This window comes from Nonomuraea longicatena, from assembly GCF_039525605.1.
In the GTDB taxonomy this organism is placed as follows: Bacteria; Actinomycetota; Actinomycetes; order Streptosporangiales; family Streptosporangiaceae; genus Nonomuraea; species Nonomuraea longicatena.
In genome coordinates, this window is sequence record NZ_BAAAHQ010000041.1 from 46,882 (window position 1) to 64,150 (window position 17,269).

Annotated in this window: 14 protein-coding genes; 6 read left to right on the plus strand and 8 right to left on the minus strand. The window is 72.3% G+C overall.

Annotated features, from left to right (window positions below; genetic code table 11):
* Positions 1 to 3 precede the first annotated feature (3 nt).
* Entirely contained in the window at positions 4 to 1,347 is a 1,344-nt protein-coding gene (locus ABD120_RS31770) for a hypothetical protein (RefSeq protein WP_343953902.1), read from the minus strand.
* A 54-nt stretch (positions 1,348 to 1,401) separates the two neighbouring features.
* On the opposite strand from ABD120_RS31770, the gene ABD120_RS31775 reads away from it, so the two are divergent.
* From ABD120_RS31775 to ABD120_RS31785, 3 genes are all read left to right on the plus strand, one after another.
* Entirely contained in the window at positions 1,402 to 1,788 is a 387-nt protein-coding gene (locus ABD120_RS31775; RefSeq protein WP_343953903.1) for a PPOX class F420-dependent oxidoreductase, read from the plus strand.
* A 43-nt stretch (positions 1,789 to 1,831) separates the two neighbouring features.
* Positions 1,832 to 3,223, plus strand: coding sequence for a cysteine--tRNA ligase (gene cysS, locus ABD120_RS31780; protein ID WP_343953904.1), 1,392 nt, complete (start codon positions 1,832 to 1,834; stop codon positions 3,221 to 3,223).
* 82 nt (positions 3,224 to 3,305) lie between these two features.
* Positions 3,306 to 4,082 (plus strand): alpha/beta fold hydrolase, encoded by a 777-nt coding sequence (locus tag ABD120_RS31785; RefSeq protein WP_343953905.1) that lies wholly within the window; start codon positions 3,306 to 3,308, stop codon positions 4,080 to 4,082.
* Here ABD120_RS31785 and ABD120_RS31790 read toward each other — a convergent pair.
* Positions 4,063 to 6,042, minus strand: a complete 1,980-nt coding sequence (locus ABD120_RS31790) for a sigma-70 family RNA polymerase sigma factor (RefSeq protein ID WP_343953907.1) — start codon at positions 6,040 to 6,042, stop codon at positions 4,063 to 4,065. The genes ABD120_RS31785 and ABD120_RS31790 overlap by 20 nt on opposite strands.
* Positions 6,042 to 6,365 carry a YciI family protein gene (locus ABD120_RS31795; RefSeq protein ID WP_343953908.1) on the minus strand — a complete coding sequence of 108 codons (324 nt, stop codon included), beginning with the start codon at positions 6,363 to 6,365 and terminating at the stop codon, positions 6,042 to 6,044. The genes ABD120_RS31790 and ABD120_RS31795 overlap by 1 nt, the downstream gene beginning before the upstream one ends.
* A 72-nt stretch (positions 6,366 to 6,437) precedes the next feature.
* On the opposite strand from ABD120_RS31795, the gene ABD120_RS31800 reads away from it, so the two are divergent.
* Together ABD120_RS31800 and ABD120_RS31805 are read left to right on the plus strand one after the other, a co-directional pair.
* On the plus strand, positions 6,438 to 7,082 hold the full coding sequence (locus ABD120_RS31800; RefSeq protein ID WP_343953909.1) for a DUF998 domain-containing protein: 645 nt from the start codon (positions 6,438 to 6,440) through the stop codon (positions 7,080 to 7,082).
* A 129-nt stretch (positions 7,083 to 7,211) separates the two neighbouring features.
* Positions 7,212 to 8,417 (plus strand): cytochrome P450, encoded by a 1,206-nt coding sequence (locus ABD120_RS31805; protein WP_343953910.1) that lies wholly within the window; start codon positions 7,212 to 7,214, stop codon positions 8,415 to 8,417.
* Here the strand turns inward: ABD120_RS31805 and ABD120_RS31810 are convergent.
* Positions 8,401 to 11,109, minus strand: a complete 2,709-nt coding sequence (locus ABD120_RS31810; RefSeq protein WP_343953911.1) for an AfsR/SARP family transcriptional regulator — start codon at positions 11,107 to 11,109, stop codon at positions 8,401 to 8,403. The genes ABD120_RS31805 and ABD120_RS31810 overlap by 17 nt on opposite strands.
* A gap of 176 nt (positions 11,110 to 11,285) precedes the next feature.
* Between ABD120_RS31810 and ABD120_RS31815 the strand changes: the two genes are divergently transcribed.
* Positions 11,286 to 12,482, plus strand: a complete 1,197-nt coding sequence (locus tag ABD120_RS31815; protein WP_343953912.1) for a hypothetical protein — start codon at positions 11,286 to 11,288, stop codon at positions 12,480 to 12,482.
* A gap of 7 nt (positions 12,483 to 12,489) precedes the next feature.
* Here the strand turns inward: ABD120_RS31815 and ABD120_RS31820 are convergent, their stop codons facing one another.
* The 4 genes from ABD120_RS31820 to ABD120_RS31835 all read right to left on the minus strand — a co-directional run bounded on the left by ABD120_RS31820 (position 12,490) and on the right by ABD120_RS31835 (position 17,215).
* On the minus strand, positions 12,490 to 13,224 hold the full coding sequence (locus ABD120_RS31820; RefSeq protein WP_343953913.1) for a DUF899 domain-containing protein: 735 nt from the start codon (positions 13,222 to 13,224) through the stop codon (positions 12,490 to 12,492).
* Between the two features lie 122 nt (positions 13,225 to 13,346).
* Positions 13,347 to 13,643, minus strand: a complete 297-nt coding sequence (locus ABD120_RS31825) for a hypothetical protein (RefSeq protein WP_343953914.1) — start codon at positions 13,641 to 13,643, stop codon at positions 13,347 to 13,349.
* 117 nt (positions 13,644 to 13,760) lie between these two features.
* The gene (locus tag ABD120_RS31830) at positions 13,761 to 16,517 is read right to left on the minus strand and encodes an FtsX-like permease family protein (protein WP_343953915.1); all 2,757 of its coding nucleotides are present in this window, start codon (positions 16,515 to 16,517) and stop codon (positions 13,761 to 13,763) included.
* On the minus strand, positions 16,514 to 17,215 hold the full coding sequence (locus tag ABD120_RS31835) for an ABC transporter ATP-binding protein (RefSeq protein WP_343953916.1): 702 nt from the start codon (positions 17,213 to 17,215) through the stop codon (positions 16,514 to 16,516). The genes ABD120_RS31830 and ABD120_RS31835 overlap by 4 nt, the downstream gene beginning before the upstream one ends.
* Positions 17,216 to 17,269: the final 54 nt, after the last annotated feature.

Consider the following 17,269-nt stretch of genomic DNA (forward strand, 5'->3'; position numbering starts at 1 on the left):
CTTTCATTCCTCGGGCGGGAGCGGGGTGCTGCGCATGCGCTGCGACGGGGCTTCGCCGGGCTCGGCGGCGAACTCGGCGTCGTCCGCCGCGTCACGGCCGTGGCCGGGGTCGGCGGCCGGGATCACCCGTACCGGCTGGGTGTCCACGTCGCGTTCGGTGACCCTTTCGGTGGCCTTGGGGTGGACGAGCACGTCGGTCGGCTTCACCCGGTCGCCCCAGCGCACGGGCCGCCGGACAGGGTTCGGTGCGGGCTCCACCGGGATCACGGGCAGATCGGGCTGGGTGTCCGGGCCGTCGTCCGCGTCATCGCCACGTCCACGCGGACCGTCGCCCACAGCCTCACTGCCCGCCACTTCACGGCTTGTGGCCTCGCGGCCCGCGACGGCCTGGCCCGCCACCTCAAGGCCCGCAGTCTCACGGTCCACGGTCTCGGGGTTTGCGGTCTCACGGTCCTCGACGATACGGCCCTCGACGGTGCGGCTCTTGACGGCGTGGTCGCCGGTGTCGGCCTCCTCGGCCTTCGGCGCCGCACGGTTGTCTCCGGGGTCCTGGGCGAGGTCGCGGCTCGCGGTGACCCGGTCGTCCGACGGGTGTCTCGCGGTGTCGTCCTCGGTCGCGGGTCCGGTGTTTCCGACGTCCGGGGTGGCGTGCGTTCCGTCGGCTCCCGCGACGGGGCCGGGGTCCGGGGCGGTGGGTGCCGGGGTCCGGGTGCTCGGGACCACAGCGGGCTCCGGGGCCTTGCGGGGCGGCGGGACGGGCTCCCGGCGTACGGCGGGGAACATCTGGCGCTCGGTGGCGGGCGGCGCGGCCTCCCACCGGGTCACCCGCTCGGACAGCGGCGCCGTCACAGCGGGCTCCTGGACCCGGTCGTCCTCGAACGGGACCAGACCGGGCTCGGCCGGGGCCGCAGGCCGATCCGCCGCGCGGCGGGCCTGCACGTGGTTGATCAGCAGCAGCCACAACCACAGCCCCACCGCCACCATCACCCAGGGTGCCAGGGCCACGCCGAGCGCCGCCGCGCGGGCGTCGACGGTGAGGCGCAGCGCCGTCGCCACGTTGGCGCTCGCGGCCGCCACGATCAGCAGCACCAGCACCAGCGCCGCCTGCGCGCGCACCAGTGCCCGCGCGGAGCGCAGCAGCAACACGCCGAGCAGCGCCACTCCGAGCACGGCGTCGAAGGCGGCGGGGTACAGATAGGCCAGATCGGGATCCGACTCGCCGAGGACGGCGAGTGCGCGCAGGTCGTCGAAGGAGAGAACACACGCGGCCCCGGTCAGGGCGGCGACGGCGACCCCGGCGAGCGCGAGGCCGAACCGGCGTAGTGCGGAGGGGGGAGTCACGTCCATGGCGTTTCGAGACTACAGAAGAATGACCTTCAGGACGCGACCAAGGGAGATTCCATGGCAGAGCTGAGCGAGCCGGTGCGCAACCTGTTCGACGGCGTCAACTACGCCACCGTGACCAGCCTCAACCCGGACGGCGGCCCGCAGTCGAGCGTGGTGTGGGTGCGGACGGACGGCGACGACATCCTGTTCTCGACGGTGAAGGGACGCCGCAAGCCGGTGAACTTCGCCCGCGACCCCCGGGTGAGCATCCTGGTCATCGACGCGGGCAATCCGTTCAGGTACGCCGAGGTGCGCGGCAGCGTGACCATGCAGGACGACCCGTCCGGCACCCTGATCGAGGAACTGTCGCAGAAGTACAACGGGCGCTCGTGGGAGGAGCCGCCGGGCAACGAGCGGTTGATCGTCCGCATCAGTCCTGAAAAGGTGTTCATGCGCGGGTGACTCTTCGCCATGTTATGGCGGCCGAGGCGTTAGCCTTGCCTCTGTGAGCCTGCACCTTTACGACACCAGCACGCGCGCCATCCGTGAATTCGTTCCGGTCGAAGCCGGCCGGGCGTCGATTTACCTGTGTGGGGCCACCGTGCAGGCGCCGCCGCATATCGGGCACATCCGCTCGGGTGTCAGTTTCGACGTGCTGCGGCGCTGGCTGACTCGCTCCGGTTACGACGTGGCCTTCTGCCGCAACGTCACCGACATCGACGACAAGATCATCAAGACGTCCGCCGCAGAGGGCGTGCCATGGTTCGTGGTGGCCGAGCGCAACCAGCGCGCCTTCACCTGGGCGTACGAGACGCTCGGCTGCCTGCCGCCGACGGTCGAGCCGCGCGCGACCGGGCACGTGCCCGAGATGATCACGCTGATGCAGCGCCTCATCGAGCGCGGCCACGCCTACGCGGGCGGTGGCGACGTCTACTTCGACGTGCGCTCCTACGCGAGCCGCTACGGCGCGCTGTCCAACCAGCGGCTTGAGAACATGCGGCCGGCCTTCGACTGCGACGACGACTCCCACAAGCGCGACCCGCGCGACTTCGCGCTGTGGAAGGGCGAGAAGCCCGGCGAGCCGACCTGGCCCGCGCCGTGGGGGCCCGGCCGTCCCGGCTGGCACCTGGAGTGCTCCGCCATGGCCACCAAGTACCTCGGGTCGACCTTCGACATCCACGGCGGCGGCCTCGACCTGATCTTCCCGCACCACGAGAACGAGATCGCGCAGTCGCAGGCGGCCGGTGACGGCTTCGCCCGCCACTGGCTGCACAACGGCCTGGTCAAGATCGGCGCCGAGAAGATGGGCAAGTCGCTCGGCAACTCGCTGCTGATCCCCGAGATCGTGCAGAAGGTCCGGCCGGTCGAGCTGCGCTACTACCTCGCCGTCCCCCACTACCGCTCGTCGATCGACTACTCGGAGGAGGCGCTGCGCGAGGCGGCCGCCGCCTACCAGCGCATCGAGGGGTTCGTCACCCGCGCCGCCGAGGTCATCCACGACGTCGACGCCCACGCGCCGCTGCCGCAGGCGTTCGTCGAGGCGATGGACGACGACCTCGCCACCCCGCAGGCGATCGCGGTCGTCCACGAGGTCGTCCGCGAGGGCAACGTGGCGCTGTCGCGCGGCGACAAGGAGGCCGTCGCGCGGCTGCTGGCCGAGACGCAGAACATGCTCGACGTGTTCGGCCTCGACCCGCGTGCCCCGCAGTGGCGTGATGCGGGCTCCGACCTCAAGCCGGTCGTCGACGCACTCGTGTCGGTGGCGCTGGAGCAGCGCAAGGCGGCGCGCGAGCGCAGGGACTTCGCGGCCGCCGACGCGATCCGTGATCAGTTGACCGCTCTGGGTATCCTCGTCGAGGACACCCCGCACGGGCCGCGCTGGGAGATCTCTCGCTGATTTCGCGTCCGGGTGTCGAAGTCCGGAGAGCTGGTCCGACCACAGGGTGCCGGACCACTTCTCCATAACAGGACAGGACACCATGACCGAGACACTTCGCTCCGCCGACGGCACCGTCATCGCCTACGAGCACACCGGCTCAGGGCCCGCCGTCGTGCTCGTCGGCGGCGCGTTCAACGACAGGTCCACGACGACGGCGCTGGCCGACGCGCTCGCGCCCGCTTTCACGGCCTACCGCTACGACCGCAGAGGCCGTGGTGACAGCGGCGACACCGGCCCGTTCTCGCCCGAGCGCGAGATCGAGGACCTGGCCGCCGTCATCGCCGCCGCCGGTGGGCGGGCGCACGTGTTCGGCCACTCCTCCGGGGCGGTGCTCTCGCTGGAGGCCGCCGCGCGCGGCGTGCCGATGACGAGCCTGGCCGTCTACGAGCCGCCCTTCCGCGCCGGGGACGCCCCGCGGCCCGGCGCCGACCTGTTGGCGCGGCTGGAGAAGGCGGGCGACCCCGACGAGGCCGCCGCGCTGTTCCTGACGGAGGCGGCGGACGTGCCCGCCGCCGTGGTGGAGCAGATGCGGCAGTCGCCGGTGTGGCCCTACCTTCGGGCGCAGGCGCACACGCTGCGCCACGACGTTGCGCTGTTCGAGCCGGACTTCGCCGTCCCCGCCGAGCGTTACCGGGGTGTCGGGGCGCCCGTGCTGGTCATGGACGGGGGCGAGAGCCCCGGCTGGTTCCACGGCGCGGCCGATGCCGTGGCCGCCGCCGTACCCGGGGCGCGGCGGGTCACCCTGGCCGGGCAGGATCACGACGTGCTCGGGCGGCCCGAGGTGCTGCTGCCCGAACTCACCGCGTTCTGGTCCTGAGCAGCCGCAGGGTGTGGCCGCCGCTGGCGCGCTTGAACAGGTACTCGGCGCGTTCGTAGGACAGCCTGCGGCGACCGGTCAGCGGGCAGAGGTCGGTGCTCGCCGGGGTGCGCGCGGGAGCCGGCCGCCGTTCCGAGAGGAACACCGGGCCACTCGTACGGTCTCCCACCAGCTCCCGCAGAAGCGCGGCGGTGTCGTCGCGCCAGGACGCCGCGTGGCGCGGGGCACCCGTCCGGCGTTCGTCGAGGTCTTCGAGGTCCAGCGACAGGATGGTGCGCACCGGGGACTGTGACTCGTGCAGGACACGCCACAGGACCCGCTCGCGCAGGGCCACGTCCGGGCCGCCCCACAGGACGTCGAGGCGTGGACGGGGGAGCGCGGCGGCGGGGGTACGGGCTTCGGCCCTGCGCTCAAGCCCGGCCGCGAGGTCGATCGGGGGGACAGCGGTCGGCCCGATCACGGGATCGGCGGTGAGGACGTTCCCGGCGGCCCAGGCGGCCCAGGCGGCGAAGGAGCGGACGGCGGCGCGGTGCCGGTTCCACGTACTGGCGGCGGCCTGCCCCCACGTGGTGGTGAACACCTGCGCGATCTGCTCGGCGGTCAGCGCGCGCACCGGCACCCGGTCGCCGAGGCTGCGGCGCAGCCGCCGCAGGGTCTGGCCGTAGGAGCGGAGGGTCTGGGAGTCGAGGTCGTCGCGGGCGAGAAACGCGTCGGCGGCCTGCCCGAGCGTGCCAAGTTCCGCGCCGGAGCCGGAGGGTGTGGAGGCGGGGCCGAGGTCAGGGCCGGAAGGGGCGGCGGTCTCCCGGGCGCGGCGGAGGAGGAAGGCGCGTTCGGCGGCGTTGGCGGTGAGTACGGCGGCGCGTTCGAACTCGGTGCGGGCCTCGGCACGGCGTCCGAGGCGGGCCAGCAGGTCGCCGCGCACGCCCGGTAGCAGGTGGTAGTCGCGCAGCGCCGGGTCGGTCAGCAGGGTGTCGGCCAGGTCGAGGCCGGCCTGCGGGCCTCGGGCGTAGCCGACGGCGACGGCCCGGTTGAGCCGGACGACCGGCGTCGGCAGCAGCTCCACCAGCGCGTCGTACAGCGCGGCGAGCTGCGCCCAGTCGGTCTCCTCCGCCGTGCCGGCCTGGGCGTGGACGGTGGCGATGGCGGCCTGGAGCAGGTACGGTCCGGGCGGGCCGCCGAGTGCGCGGGCTCTGAGCATCGCGGTGAAGCCTCGGCGCACGCCGTCCGGGTCCCACAGGGTCCTGTCCTGGTCGCGGAGGGGCACGGGGGCGCCGTCGGGTCCGGTGCGCGCGGCCGTACGGGAGGACTGGATCTCCATGAGCGCCAGCAGGCCGTGCACCTCGGGCTCGCGGGGGGCGAGGTCGGCGAGGAGCCGGCCGAGCCGCAGCGCCTCGTCGGCGAGCGCCGGGCGGGTGAGGTCGGTGCCGGAGGTCGCGGAGTAGCCCTCGTTGAAGATCAGGTAGACGACCTCCAGCACGGAGGCGAGCCGTTCGGTGCCCTCGGGGGCCACGAAGCCGACGGTGGCGAGCCGGCGTTTGGCCGCCGCGATCCGCTGGCTGACCTGCTGGTCGGTGATCAGGAAGGCGCGGGCGATCTCCTCGGTGGTGAGTCCGCCGAGCAGCCGGAGCGTCAGGGCGACGCGCTCCTCCGTCGGCAGTACCGGGTGGGCGGAGACGAACATGAGCCTGAGCACGTCGTCCGGCTCCGGCTGGGTCCTGCGGGCCAGTTCCTCCTGGCCGTGCTCCTGCCGCCGGGTGCGGCGGACGTGGTCGATCGCGCGGCGTTTGGCCACGGTCATCAGCCATGCGCCGGGATTGTCGGGTACGCCGGACTCGGGCCACTGTTCGAGGGCGGCGACGAGGGCGTCCTGGGCGAGTTCCTCCGCCAGGCCGACATCGCCGACGATCCGGGCGACCCCGGCGACGATCCTGGCCGACTCCTGCCGCCAGATCGTCTCCATCAAGGCGTGAAGACCTCCTGGATGACGCTGTCGCCGTCACCGACGATCCGGCGGAAGCGGCGGGCGAGCTCCAGCGCCTCCTCCTTGGAGGCGACCTCGACCAGCGCGAATCCGGCCGCGACCTCCTTCGCCTCGGCGAACGGGCCGTCGGTCACGGTGATCCGGCCGTCCTCTGAGGACACCAGGGTGGCGCGGGGCGCGAGGCCGCCCGTGGCCAGCAGGATTCCGGCCGCCGTCAGCTCCTCGACGAACTTCGCCATCTCGGTGAACAGCTGCTCGTCCTGCCTGGTCTCGTTGATCGTCGTGGTCATCAGGTACCGCATGAGTCGATTCTAGTCGATGCGTTCCCTGTCACATCGGCTGGGCGACGTACAGGTGAGAGAAAGGCACCTGACATGAACGTCACCACCCGCACCCTGCTCATCGGGGGGCTCACCGCCGGCGCCGTCGGTATGCCTCTGTGGGCGCTGGTCTCGCTGACCCAGGCCGCCACCCGCGACGGCTTCGACCTGACCAGGCACCCGCTCAGCATGCTGTCCAACGGCGACCTCGGCTGGCTGCAGATCGCCAACTTCTTCCTCTGCGGACTGCTCACCATCGCCGGCGCGCTCGGGCTGCGGCGGGCGGATGCCGGTGTCTGGGTGCCGCGCCTGCTCCTGGTCAACGGCGTCGGCTGGATCGGCGCAGGGGTGTTCGTCATCGATCCGGGCGACGGGTTCCCCGCCGGGACACCGTACGGGGTGCCGGCCGGGATGAGCGGCATGGGCGTCGGACACATGGCGGTGGGGGCGGTGGCCTTCGCCGCGCTGATCGCCACCTGCTACGTGCTCGGCCGCCGCTTCGGCCGCGCTGGCGAACGGGGCTCGGCCGTCGCCTCCTACATCGCCGGTACGGCCCTGCTCCTCGGCAACGGCTGGGCGATGACCGGCGGCCGGTACGGATCACTCACCCTGGCGGTCGGCGCCATCACCGCGATGCTCTGGGTCGCGGCGGTCACCGCCCGGTATGCGGCTTCCATGCGGAGAACATGCGCCCAGTGATCGATCGTGGTCACGACTGAACGATTCGAGCACGGAGGTCGAGATGAAGTACATCCGTCACGCGGCGGTCCGGATCCTCGGCAGGGTCCGCATGGGCGGCCTGTACACCTACTGGAACATCGCCAACTGATGACGCGCGCACCTGGCCCGAAGGGACACTGGCTGCTCGGCAACAGCGAGGACTACGACCGGGATCGAATCGGGTTCCTGCGGCGCTGCCACCAGCAGTACGGCGACGTCTTCTCCTTCGATGCCCGCACGGTCGTGGTGTCGGCCCCGGGCCAGGTGCACGCTCTGCTCACCAGGACGAACGAGGACTTCCTCGCGGAGAACGCGCCGTTCGCCGGGCGCGTGGACACCGAGCGGATGGCCTCGGACGCCGAACTGTGGACCGCCGCGCGCCGTACCGGCTGGCAGGGGCTCGGCCGCAGGGTCGCGGACGCGCATGTGGAACGCCTGCGGCGGATCTTCCGCGACTGCGTCGGCGACGGCGAGCACGACGTGCTCGCCACCATGACCGCCTTCTTCGCCCGCGCCACCGCCGACTTCTGCCTCAGCCGCGACGCCGGGGGCGTCCCGGAGGCGCTCGCCGAGAACGCCGCCGCGATCGACCCGCTGTCGCGCAGTTCGCTGCAGGTCCCGCCGTGGTGGCCCAGCCGCCGGGTGCGGCGCTTCACCCGCTCGCGGCGCGAGCTGCTGGCGCTCATGACCGAACTGGTACGCCGCAGGCGGGAGTCGGGCGAGTCCGCGCACGACCTGCTCGACGTGCTGCTCGCCCCACGCGAACACCCGCTGTCCGACCTGCAGATCGAGCGGTTCCTGCGCGGCATCATGCTCGCCGCGCTCGGCGTGCCCGCCACCGCACTCGCCTGGATCGTGTACGAACTCGGCACCAGGCCGGAACTCGCCGCCAAACTGGACGATCCCGCCTACGCCGAGGCGTTCGTGAAGGAGGTGCTGCGGCTGTGGCCGCCGACCTGGCTGATCGGGCGGACCGTGCGCAGGGAGACCGAACTCGACGGCCTGCGGCTGCGGGCGGGCGACCAGGTGCTGTTCAGCCTCTACCTGCTGCACCGCGACCCGCGCTGGTGGCAGGACCCGGACGAGCTGGTCCCGGAACGGTGGCTGGGCGGGCGGGCGCCCGTACGGCACACCTACCTGCCGTTCGGCGCGGGCCCTCGCGTGTGCGTCGGCACCCAGCTCGGCATGCGGCAGCTCACGCTGGCCGCGTCGTGGCTGGCGGGCATGCGGATCACGACCTCCTCCGCGCCTGTCACACCGGACTTCGGCGGGCTGCTCGCCCCGCGCGGGCTGGCCGTCAGCCTGCGGAGCTGAGCCGCCGCCGGACGCTCGCGGCCTCCTTCGCGCGGTGCTGCCTGCGGTAGATCTCCTCGGCCCGCTGCCACGCCCGCCTGGCGGCGGGCAGATCGCCGCTCTCGCGGTGGACGTCGCCGATCCTGGCCAGCGTGTCGGCGACCTGGAAGTCGTTGCCCAGTGCCTCCCGCAGCGCCACCGAGCGCCGGTAGTAGCCGAGCGCGCGGGCGTGCCCGCCGGCGCGGTGGGCGATCAGGCCCAGGCTGTCGAGCGTCGCGGACTCGCCGCCCGGATCCCGGTGTTCCCGGAAGAGCGTCAGCGCCTGCGCGCAGTACGCGTGCGCCTCCTCGTACCTGCCGAGCTGGGCGAGGCACCAGCCGATCGCGCTCAGCGCGTTCGCCTCCCAGATCGGGTCGCCCAGCTCGCGCTGCAGGCGCAGGGCGTCCCGCACGTGGGGGAGCGCGCGTCCCGGCGAGCCGTGGACGCTCCACGCGTAGCCGAGGGTGTGGCCGGTGTGCGCCCGGCCCGCCAGGTCCCCGGTCCGCTCGAACTCCTCCAGGGCCCGGTTCAGCAGCTCCACGCCCTCGCCGGTGCGCAGGGCCTGGGCGTGGGCGTAGCCGAGGTACCAGCGGGCGTGGGCGCCCTTGCCGTCGCGTTCGGCGGCGGGCAGCGCCAGCCGCCAGGTTTCGATGCGGGCCTCGTGGAGGTACCGGCGCAGGTGGAAGGTGTCCAGTGCCCAGGCCAGCCGCCAGACGGCGCCGTCGAGGCCCAGTCCGGCGGCCAGGTGCTGAGCCTGCCTGAGCGCGGGCTGCTCCACCTCGAACCACGCGGCCGCCTCTGCGGCGTCGGCCGGAGCCGCCGCTTCGGGCGGCGTTCTCACGGCGGGTTCCTCCGCTCTCGTGGCGGGCTCCTTCGCCGGGTTCGTGGTTTCCGGGGCTGCGCGGTCGGCGAGGGGGCGGTTCGGGGACAGCAGGCGGTCGGCGGCGTACGCCTGCCGGACGCAGAAGTCGACCAGGCGGGTCAGCGCCCGCCTGCGCTCGTCCTCGGTCAGGTCGGTGTGGGCGCGCTCGGCGGCGTACAGGCGGATCAGGTCGTGGGTGCGGTAGCGGCCGGGACGATGCCGGTGCACCAGATGGGCGCTCTCCAGCTCGCCGAGCGGCACCGACGGCGTGCCCGCGAGCGCGGTCGCGGCCGAAAGGCTCACCTCCGGCCACGGCACCAGGCCCAGCAGCGCGAACATCCGCGCCGCCGCGCCGTCCAGCGCCTCGTACGACGAGTCGAACGTGACCCGCAGGTCGGCCGTCAGATCACCGGCCCGCAGAGCGTCCAGGCGGGTCGCCGGGCTGCGCAGTTCGGCCGCGAACGACGCCAGCGGCAGCGCCGGGTCGGCGGAGGCGCGCGCCGCCAGCACCCCGACGGCCAGCGGCAGTCCGCCGCTGTGCTCCACCAGGGCGGCGACGCTGTCCGGGTCGGCCGCGACCCGGTCCTCACCGAGGTGGAGGCACAGCAGATCGCGGACCTCGCGGGAGGTCAGCGGGTTCAGCGTGATCAGGTTCGCGCCGTGGGTGGCGCCCAGGGCGGTCAGGCGGTGGCGGCTGGTGATCAGTACCGTGCTCGCGGGGCTGCCGGGCAGCAGCGGGGTGACCTGCGTGGCGTCGCGGGCGTTGTCCAGGACGACCAGCAGCCTGCGGCCCGCCACCAGCGACCGGTACAGGCCCGCCTGAGCTTCCTCCTCGTGGGGGACGGCGGCCGGGTGGACGCCCAGCGAGCCGAGGAAACGGCGTAACACGGTCTCCGGCGAGGTGGCGAGGTTGGCGTAGAGCTGGCCGTCCGGGTAGTGGGGCAGGTTGCGGTGCGCCCAATGGAGGGCCAGCCAGGTCTTGCCCATGCCGCCCGCGCCGCTGACGGCGGTGATGGGGCGGCGGGCGTCGAGGCTGCCCTGCTCGCGGGTACGGCCGACGAACAACGGCGGGGGAGCGGGCAGTTCTCGCGGAGTGGGGTGCGGGTGGGTTCTTTCGGGTGGTTCGCGGTCTGAGGTCAGGATTCGCTGGTGGAGGCGCTGGAGTTCGCGTTCGGGCTCCAGACCGAGTTCGTCGCTCATCCGCTCGCGCAGCCGCCGGTACACCTCCAGCGCCTCGGCACGTCTGCCGCTGCCGTGGAGGGCGCGCATGAGCTGCCCGTGCAGGCGCTCGCGCAGCGGATGCGCGAGCGCGGAGGCGGCCAGGTCGGTGGCGGCCTCGCCGTACCGGCCGATGGACAGGCGGGCCTCGGCGCGCTGCTCGACGGCGGAGATCCGCAGTTCCTCCAGCCTGATCCGCTCCGCCTCGACGAAGGCGCCGGAGATCCCGTCGAACGGGGTGCCCCGCCACAGGGCGAGGGCCGCGTCGAGGTGCTCGGCGGCGGTCTCGGGGGCGGCCTCGCGGGCGCGGGCCACGTGGCCGGCGAAGCACGTCAGGTCGAGTTGCGCCGGCTGCGGCCGTACGGCGTAGCCGGGGCGCTGCGTGAGCACCCACGCCGGGCCGACCACCCGCCGCAGCTCGGTGACCAGCGTCCGCACCCGCGCGGCGGGGGAGTTGGGCAGCGGCAGGCCCCAGAGCGCTTCGGCGAGCCGCTGGACGGAGACGACGCGGCCCGCGTTCAGGAGGAGAACGGTGAGGAGCGCTCCGACCCGGCCGGTCAGAACGATCACGTCGCCGCCTGTGCGCACCTCCACGGGACCGAGGACGCCAAACGTCACTTCACCCTCGATCGCACGCCCCACCATCGGACATACGGTCACATTATCCGCCGTTTTCGGACAATGGAAGGCGGTCTCGAAGCAGCGGAATGTGATCGCTCTGTCACCTGAATCCGAGCCGCTGATGATCGTCCCTGGGCGACCATGGGCGGGTGAAGCACGCCGTACACGTGAACGTCCTCGCCGAGGTCGCCGTCAGACCCCTGGACGAACTCCGGTGTCACGGCGCCGAGGCGCTGTTCTCGGACGCCTTAGGCGGCGCCGACGTGATCGACTTCCGGGCGGCCGCCCACCCGGACGGCCTCCTGCTGGTCGTGTTCGTCGACACCGGCACCGAGGAGCAGGCCGTCACGTACGTCCGCGACCTCGTCGAAGACGTGCTCACGCACACCAGCGCGCTCGCCGGCTGGCAGGTCGTCCACTGCCGCCTCGCCTCGGACGCGCCGGATCTCAGCGTCGCCTTGGACGCGGCAGACCTCGACCTCGCTGTGGACCCTGCAGCTCTCAACCTCGCCTCGGACGCGCCGGGCCTTGCCTCTGGCGCGGCGGACCTCGGCCTCGCTTCGGGTGCGGCGGGTCGCCGTTCGCGCCGAGTGTCCGGCCGGGCGCCCGATCTGCCGGAGCCGAGAGCCCGGCACCTTGCCGCACGGCGGGCCGCGCTGGTCGCCGACGCCGCTCAGGTGCGTGCCTTCGGCCTCGACAGCTTCGCCTACCGTCCCCACGACCCGGCTCGTAGCGTCCCCCGCGAGGACGCCGCCGTCGCGGCCGGGGCACTGGTCCGGGCCACCGTGCGGCTGCTCGACCAGTTGTTCGCCGACGTACGGCTGCTGGCCGACGCGGAGCCAACGTCCACTCAGGACGCGGAGCCCCCGTCCACTCAGGACGCGGGGCCCCCGTCCACTCAGGACGCGGGGCCCCCGTCCACTCAGGACGCGGGGCCCTCGCCCGCTGAGGACGCGGGGCTGTCGCCTGCGTACGCGGCGCGGTACACGGCCGCGTACGCCCGCAGGTTCCTGGTGGCCGCCGCCTGCGTCACCGGACGGCTCGCCGACCGCGTCTGGCGGCCGCCCGCCGGCATCGCCGAGGCCATCGCGCTCGACCTGCTGGTCGACCATGCCAAGGCGCTGGTCATCGCCGAGCGGCTCATGGACGTGGACAGGGCGGAGACCGTCTACGCGGCCTTCTCCCAGCGGGCCTACGACCACCGGGAGCCCTACCGTTCCGAACTCGACGGCATCCACCACGACACCGGGCCCGTCGGGTTCGGCTCCTGGTTCGTGCCGTTCGATCCGGAGCGCCGTACGCACCCGTACGGGCAGGACGCCGCCTGCGGGGAACCGGACGCGTAGTGCGGTCTCAGTGGCAGCCGGGGTCGTGCTGCTTCTTTTCCCCGGCGTACTCATCGTAATAAGGGAACTCGTTTACATATCGCTGCCTGCCCAGCGGCGTGACGTCCAGGAATTGGTAGGTGCTCAGCAGGAACTCGGGGCCGCGGCCGTAAGTCGAGTAGGTGTGATAAACGGAGTCGCCGTCCCGGAAGAAGACGCTCAGCCCGTGCGACTCGCCGTCGCCGAGGTAGGCGATGTCCTCGCGCTCCAGCGTCGCCTTGTCCTTGTAGTTGTATTCGACCGGCGTGACCGACTCGTCGTTCGTGACGTGGAAGTCGTAGTTGAAGTCGGTGCCGTTGGAGGAGTACCACGGGACCGCCCAGCCCATCCGGGCCTGGAACTTCTCGATCTTCGCCAGCGGCGCCCGGGAGACGAGGACGAACGAGGTGTCGCTGGCCTGGAGGTGGCCGAGCCGTCCGAGGTTGTCCATGGCGAACGAGCAGCTCGGGCAGCCGCCCTCCCAGCTCGGGTCGAACATGAAGTGGTAGACGATGAGCTGGCGGCGGCCTTCGAACAGATCCGGCAGCCCTACCGTTCCGGCCGGGCCCTCGAAGGCGTAGTCCTTGTCGAGGCGCACCATCGGGAGTTCACGGCGGCGCGCGGATACGGTGTCCTGCAGCCGGGTGGCCTCTTTTTCCTCCGCGAGCAGCTTCAGCCGGGCCGCCAGCCACTCTTCACGGGACACTACCCGCGGAACGGTCATCGTGTTCTCCTCACCGTGCATGGATCTGAGCTGAGTAAAACTAAACACTGCGGTCGCGGATTGTCACTCCCCCTCATTGTCGGAACGCGCACAAAACCCGATCGCCGGGTAGCCGGAATGGGCTACTCGTACATGCTGCCCGCGTGGATCTGGCGTGCGAGCGTCCGCCAGGTCAGCGGCTCGACGTCCTTCTTGCGCGGCGCTCCTTCGCGGATGCAGGCGTCCTCCAGCCAGGCGGCCCAGCTTCGCAGGAAGTCGCCGGCGTACAGGCTGCTCCAGCGGCCTTCTGCGAACGGCATTCCCTCCTGGACCTTCCGTTCGAACTCGGCGCGGTCGGCGTCGAAGTCGTCGGCCATCGCCACCAGGTAGGCGGCGAAGTCCTTCATGTCATTGACCCGGCTGACTGAATTCTGCGACATGGCGCCCAATATTCCACTGATCAGTGATTTATGGCTATTTATCGCCCGGGTCAGATGATCGACGGGTTCGAAAGCCGGACTCGGCCCGCGCGTACCCGGAGGCACGCGCGGGCCGAGTCAGTCGCGGGTCAGCGCCACCGCGATCCGCAACCGGCCGGCGACGGTGGCCGGGACGGCCGACGAGACGACCGCCAGCACGACCGCCGCCCCCGCCGCGGCCGCGGCGCCGATGACCGCCACGCGAGGCAGCCCGTCCGCCAGCGCGAACGCGGCGGCCAGCCCGGCGACGGCGCCCGCCAGCCCGCCCAGCAGCCCGATGCCCGCACCCTCCGTCAGCACCAGGCGCAGCACCGACCGCGCCCGCCAGCCGGTGGCCCGCAAGGCGGCCAGTTCCGCGTCGCGCTCGCGTATCCCCAGGTAGAGGACGTCCGCCACGGCCAGCGCGCCCAGCGCGAACATGATCGTGATGGCCACGTAGTCGGCGGGCCTGGCCTGCAGCACGATCGCGTCGCCGAGCAGGGAGCCGATGACCCGGCCCTGGAAACCGTACGTGACCGCGAGCAGCACCGTGAGCGCGAAGACGCACACGGCGAGTGTGGCCGCGCCGAGCAGCGTCCGGCCCGGCACCCTGACCAGATGGGCGAGCGCCAGCCCCGTGACGCCGCGCGGAGAGGCGGCGCGGCGCGGCGGCCGCGCCCCGGGGCGTACCGCCTCGACAGGTGGTACGGCCGAAGCCCGCCAGGCTGGCACTGCCCCCGCGGCGAGTGCCAGCGCCAGCGCCGCCGGCACCGCCAGCAACGCGCGGGCCGGCGACACCTCCAGCCCGGACCACGACGAGAGAGGTACGGCGAGCGCCGCCGACAGCAGTCCGGCGACCAGCCCGACCGCGCCCACCTCCCACAGCACCGACCCGAACAGCCGCCCCCTGCCCCACCCGAGGCACGACAGGACGCCCAGCTCCGACCGGCGCGTACGAACCATGGCTGAGGCGGCGTTCAGCACGAACATCGCGCACACCGCCAGGATCAGCACGAACAGCACGACCGACTTGCGGTCGGCCGCGTCCAGGATGCGGTAGGCGACCCCCTTGCCGACCCAGCCCTCCGCGAGGGCGAGCGGCGGGCGGCCGTGCGAACCGGCGGGCAGCGCGACGGCGACGGCGGTGGGGGAGGCGCCCATCGTGATGTCCACCTCCAGGCCCGTGGCCGCGACGATCTCGCGGGCGACCTGCGCGATGCGCTCCCTGCTGACCGGGTCGGGCCCGGTCACACCGGTCACCCGAATCCGGACCACACTCAGCGGCGCCCGGGCGAGTTCGCCGCTGCGGTCCCGGTTCGCGATCTTGTCCAGGCCGCCGAGGTCGGTGAGCAGGAGCGGCGGGGCCTGGAGGTAGCCGGCCACGTTGTCGGTGGGCAGCAGGTCTTTGCCGCCCAGCAGGTCGCGGGTCCGGGCGTCCGCCGCCGTGACGGTCGGCGGGTGGTAGGTCTCCATGGGCACCTGCGCCAGTTCGGAGAATCCGGGCAGGCGGGTGGCGTCGAAGCGTCCCTGCAGACTGAACAGCAACGGGCCGCCGAGCCCGTGCGTGCCGTCCAGATCCGTGATGAGGGGGCGCGCGGTGAGCTTACGGAACTGGGTGTCGACCGCGCCGAGGGGTGCGCTGTGCCACGCCGCCTTGTCGCGCCAGACCTCCGGGTCGTTCTTCACCTTCCTGGGAGTCAGAGTGCCGTCGGCGGCGCGGTCGTAGTCGACCGGGCCTGCGGTCCAGTACTGGGTGAGCGGCGCGAACATGCCTGCGGCGGCCTCGGTGCCCTGGGTGGTCCAGGTGTCGAGCAGGTCCTCGTAGAAGGACTGCGGCTCTATGGTCACCTTCCGAATCCGGGTGTTCTTCGCTTTGCCGAGGTAGTCACGGACCTTGGCGGCGGGTGTGCCGTCGGCGACCAGGTCGGCGGCGGTGGTGGGCAGTCGCCTGATGTCGATCTCCTCGCGCTGGTCCATGAGCGGCCGGCTGGTGGCCAGCAGGGGGATGTGCCACTTCTTCACCTCGGCCCCCGTCCCGAAGTAGTCGCCGGCCACGACGGCCTTGTCCAGGCCGGCGAGCCTCGCCTCGGCCGCCGGGTCGACGGCGGCGAGAAGGAGCGGGAAGTCCTGGCTCAGGCGGACGACGGCCTCGCCCTTCTTGGTGTCGCCCTTGCCCCACTGGCCGGGCGCGTCCTGTCCTCTGCCGCTGTGGGTGGACCAGGCGCCGACGGTCGGGCCGGGGTCGAACAGGTCCTTCTTCTCCGGCCAGGCCAGTGAGGTGCCGAGGTTGATCTCCTTGCCCGAGGCCAGGCGCTCCGTCGTGAGGTCGAGCAGCTCTCCGCCGTCCTCCATGGCGAAGGTCATGGGGCGGCGGGTGACGTACTCGTAGTGGGGCGAGCGCGGGATCCTGGTGAGGCCGCGGTCGGCCACCCGGGTGCGGTCGATGCGCAGCATCGTGCGCTCGCCGGGGGCCAGCGTGTCGGTGACCGGCACCTGTACGACGCCGCTGCCGGTGAAGTAGCCGACCATGCCGATCGGCGCTGCCACCTCGATGCCGTCGAGCCGCCTGATCGCGGCCAGTTGCGCGTGGGTGATGCCGCCATGGATGCCGGACAGATAGTTCGCCCTGACCAGGCCGGTCGAGCGTTCGACGGCGGTGGTCGAGCCCTTGGGGCGGACGAGGATGTCGTACTGGGCCCGGTAGTTGTCCTTGACGGTCCCGGTGATCTCCAGGCGCTGCGTCTCCGCGGTGCCGGTCAGCACACTGAACCCGGTCGCGGCCACCATGATGCCGAGCAGCAGGACGAGGACACGTCCGGCGCGGTGCCTGAGCTGGGCGCCCACCAACCTGATCATCCGAGCCTGCCGATGCGGTCGAGCACGTCGGTGGCGGGAGCCATGGTCTCGTCGGCCGCCACCCGCCCGTCGGCGAGCCGGATCAGCCGGTCGCAGGTCGCAGCCAGCTCGGGATTGTGCGTGGCGATGATCATGGTCATGCCGTGGCTTTCCCGCAAGCCGAACAGCAGGTCCACGATCTCCTGGCCGGTGGCGCTGTCGAGGTTTCCGGTGGGCTCGTCGGCCAGCAGCAGCGGCGGCCGGCCGATGAGTGCGCGGGCGATGGCCACCCGCTGCTGCTGACCGCCGGACAACTGGGACGGCAGCGCGCGTTCGCGGCCCGCCAGGCCGACGGCGTCCAGCAGCTCACGGGCCCACGCCCGCCGGTCGAAGTCCACCCGGTACGGCAGTACGGGCGCCAGCACGTTGTCCAGCGCGCTGAGTGCGGGCAGCAGGTGGAAGCGCTGGAAGACGAACCCGATCCTTCTGCGGTGGGCGCCGAGGCCGCGTCGCGGTAAGGGCTTGCCGTCGAGGAGGATCTCCCCGGAATCGGGCAGGTCCATCCCGCCGATCAACTGAAGAAGGGTGGACTTGCCCGCGCCGGAGTGCCCCATCAGCGCGGTCGCGCCGCCTGCTGCGAACTCCAGGCTCACGTCGTCGAGCGCTTTCGCCGTCCCGTGGACACGGCTGACGCCTCGGAGGGTGATTGCTACTGCCATACTGGACTACATTGTCACAATGTAGGAGGTGATCTCTACCAATACATTGCGACA

What these genes read in the sequence shown, in the direction of transcription:
- ABD120_RS31770 (WP_343953902.1), bottom strand. Translation starts at nt 1,347, where the DNA reads ATGGACGTGACTCCCCCCTCCGCACTACGCCGGTTCGGCCTCGCGCTC.
- ABD120_RS31775 (WP_343953903.1), top strand. Translation starts at nt 1,402, where the DNA reads ATGGCAGAGCTGAGCGAGCCGGTGCGCAACCTGTTCGACGGCGTCAAC.
- ABD120_RS31785 (WP_343953905.1), top strand. Translation starts at nt 3,306, where the DNA reads ATGACCGAGACACTTCGCTCCGCCGACGGCACCGTCATCGCCTACGAG.
- ABD120_RS31790 (WP_343953907.1), bottom strand. Translation starts at nt 6,042, where the DNA reads ATGGAGACGATCTGGCGGCAGGAGTCGGCCAGGATCGTCGCCGGGGTC.
- ABD120_RS31795 (WP_343953908.1), bottom strand. Translation starts at nt 6,365, where the DNA reads ATGCGGTACCTGATGACCACGACGATCAACGAGACCAGGCAGGACGAG.
- ABD120_RS31800 (WP_343953909.1), top strand. Translation starts at nt 6,438, where the DNA reads ATGAACGTCACCACCCGCACCCTGCTCATCGGGGGGCTCACCGCCGGC.
- ABD120_RS31805 (WP_343953910.1), top strand. Translation starts at nt 7,212, where the DNA reads ATGACGCGCGCACCTGGCCCGAAGGGACACTGGCTGCTCGGCAACAGC.
- ABD120_RS31820 (WP_343953913.1), bottom strand. Translation starts at nt 13,224, where the DNA reads ATGACCGTTCCGCGGGTAGTGTCCCGTGAAGAGTGGCTGGCGGCCCGG.
- ABD120_RS31825 (WP_343953914.1), bottom strand. Translation starts at nt 13,643, where the DNA reads ATGTCGCAGAATTCAGTCAGCCGGGTCAATGACATGAAGGACTTCGCC.
- ABD120_RS31830 (WP_343953915.1), bottom strand. Translation starts at nt 16,517, where the DNA reads ATGATCAGGTTGGTGGGCGCCCAGCTCAGGCACCGCGCCGGACGTGTC.
- ABD120_RS31835 (WP_343953916.1), bottom strand. Translation starts at nt 17,215, where the DNA reads ATGGCAGTAGCAATCACCCTCCGAGGCGTCAGCCGTGTCCACGGGACG.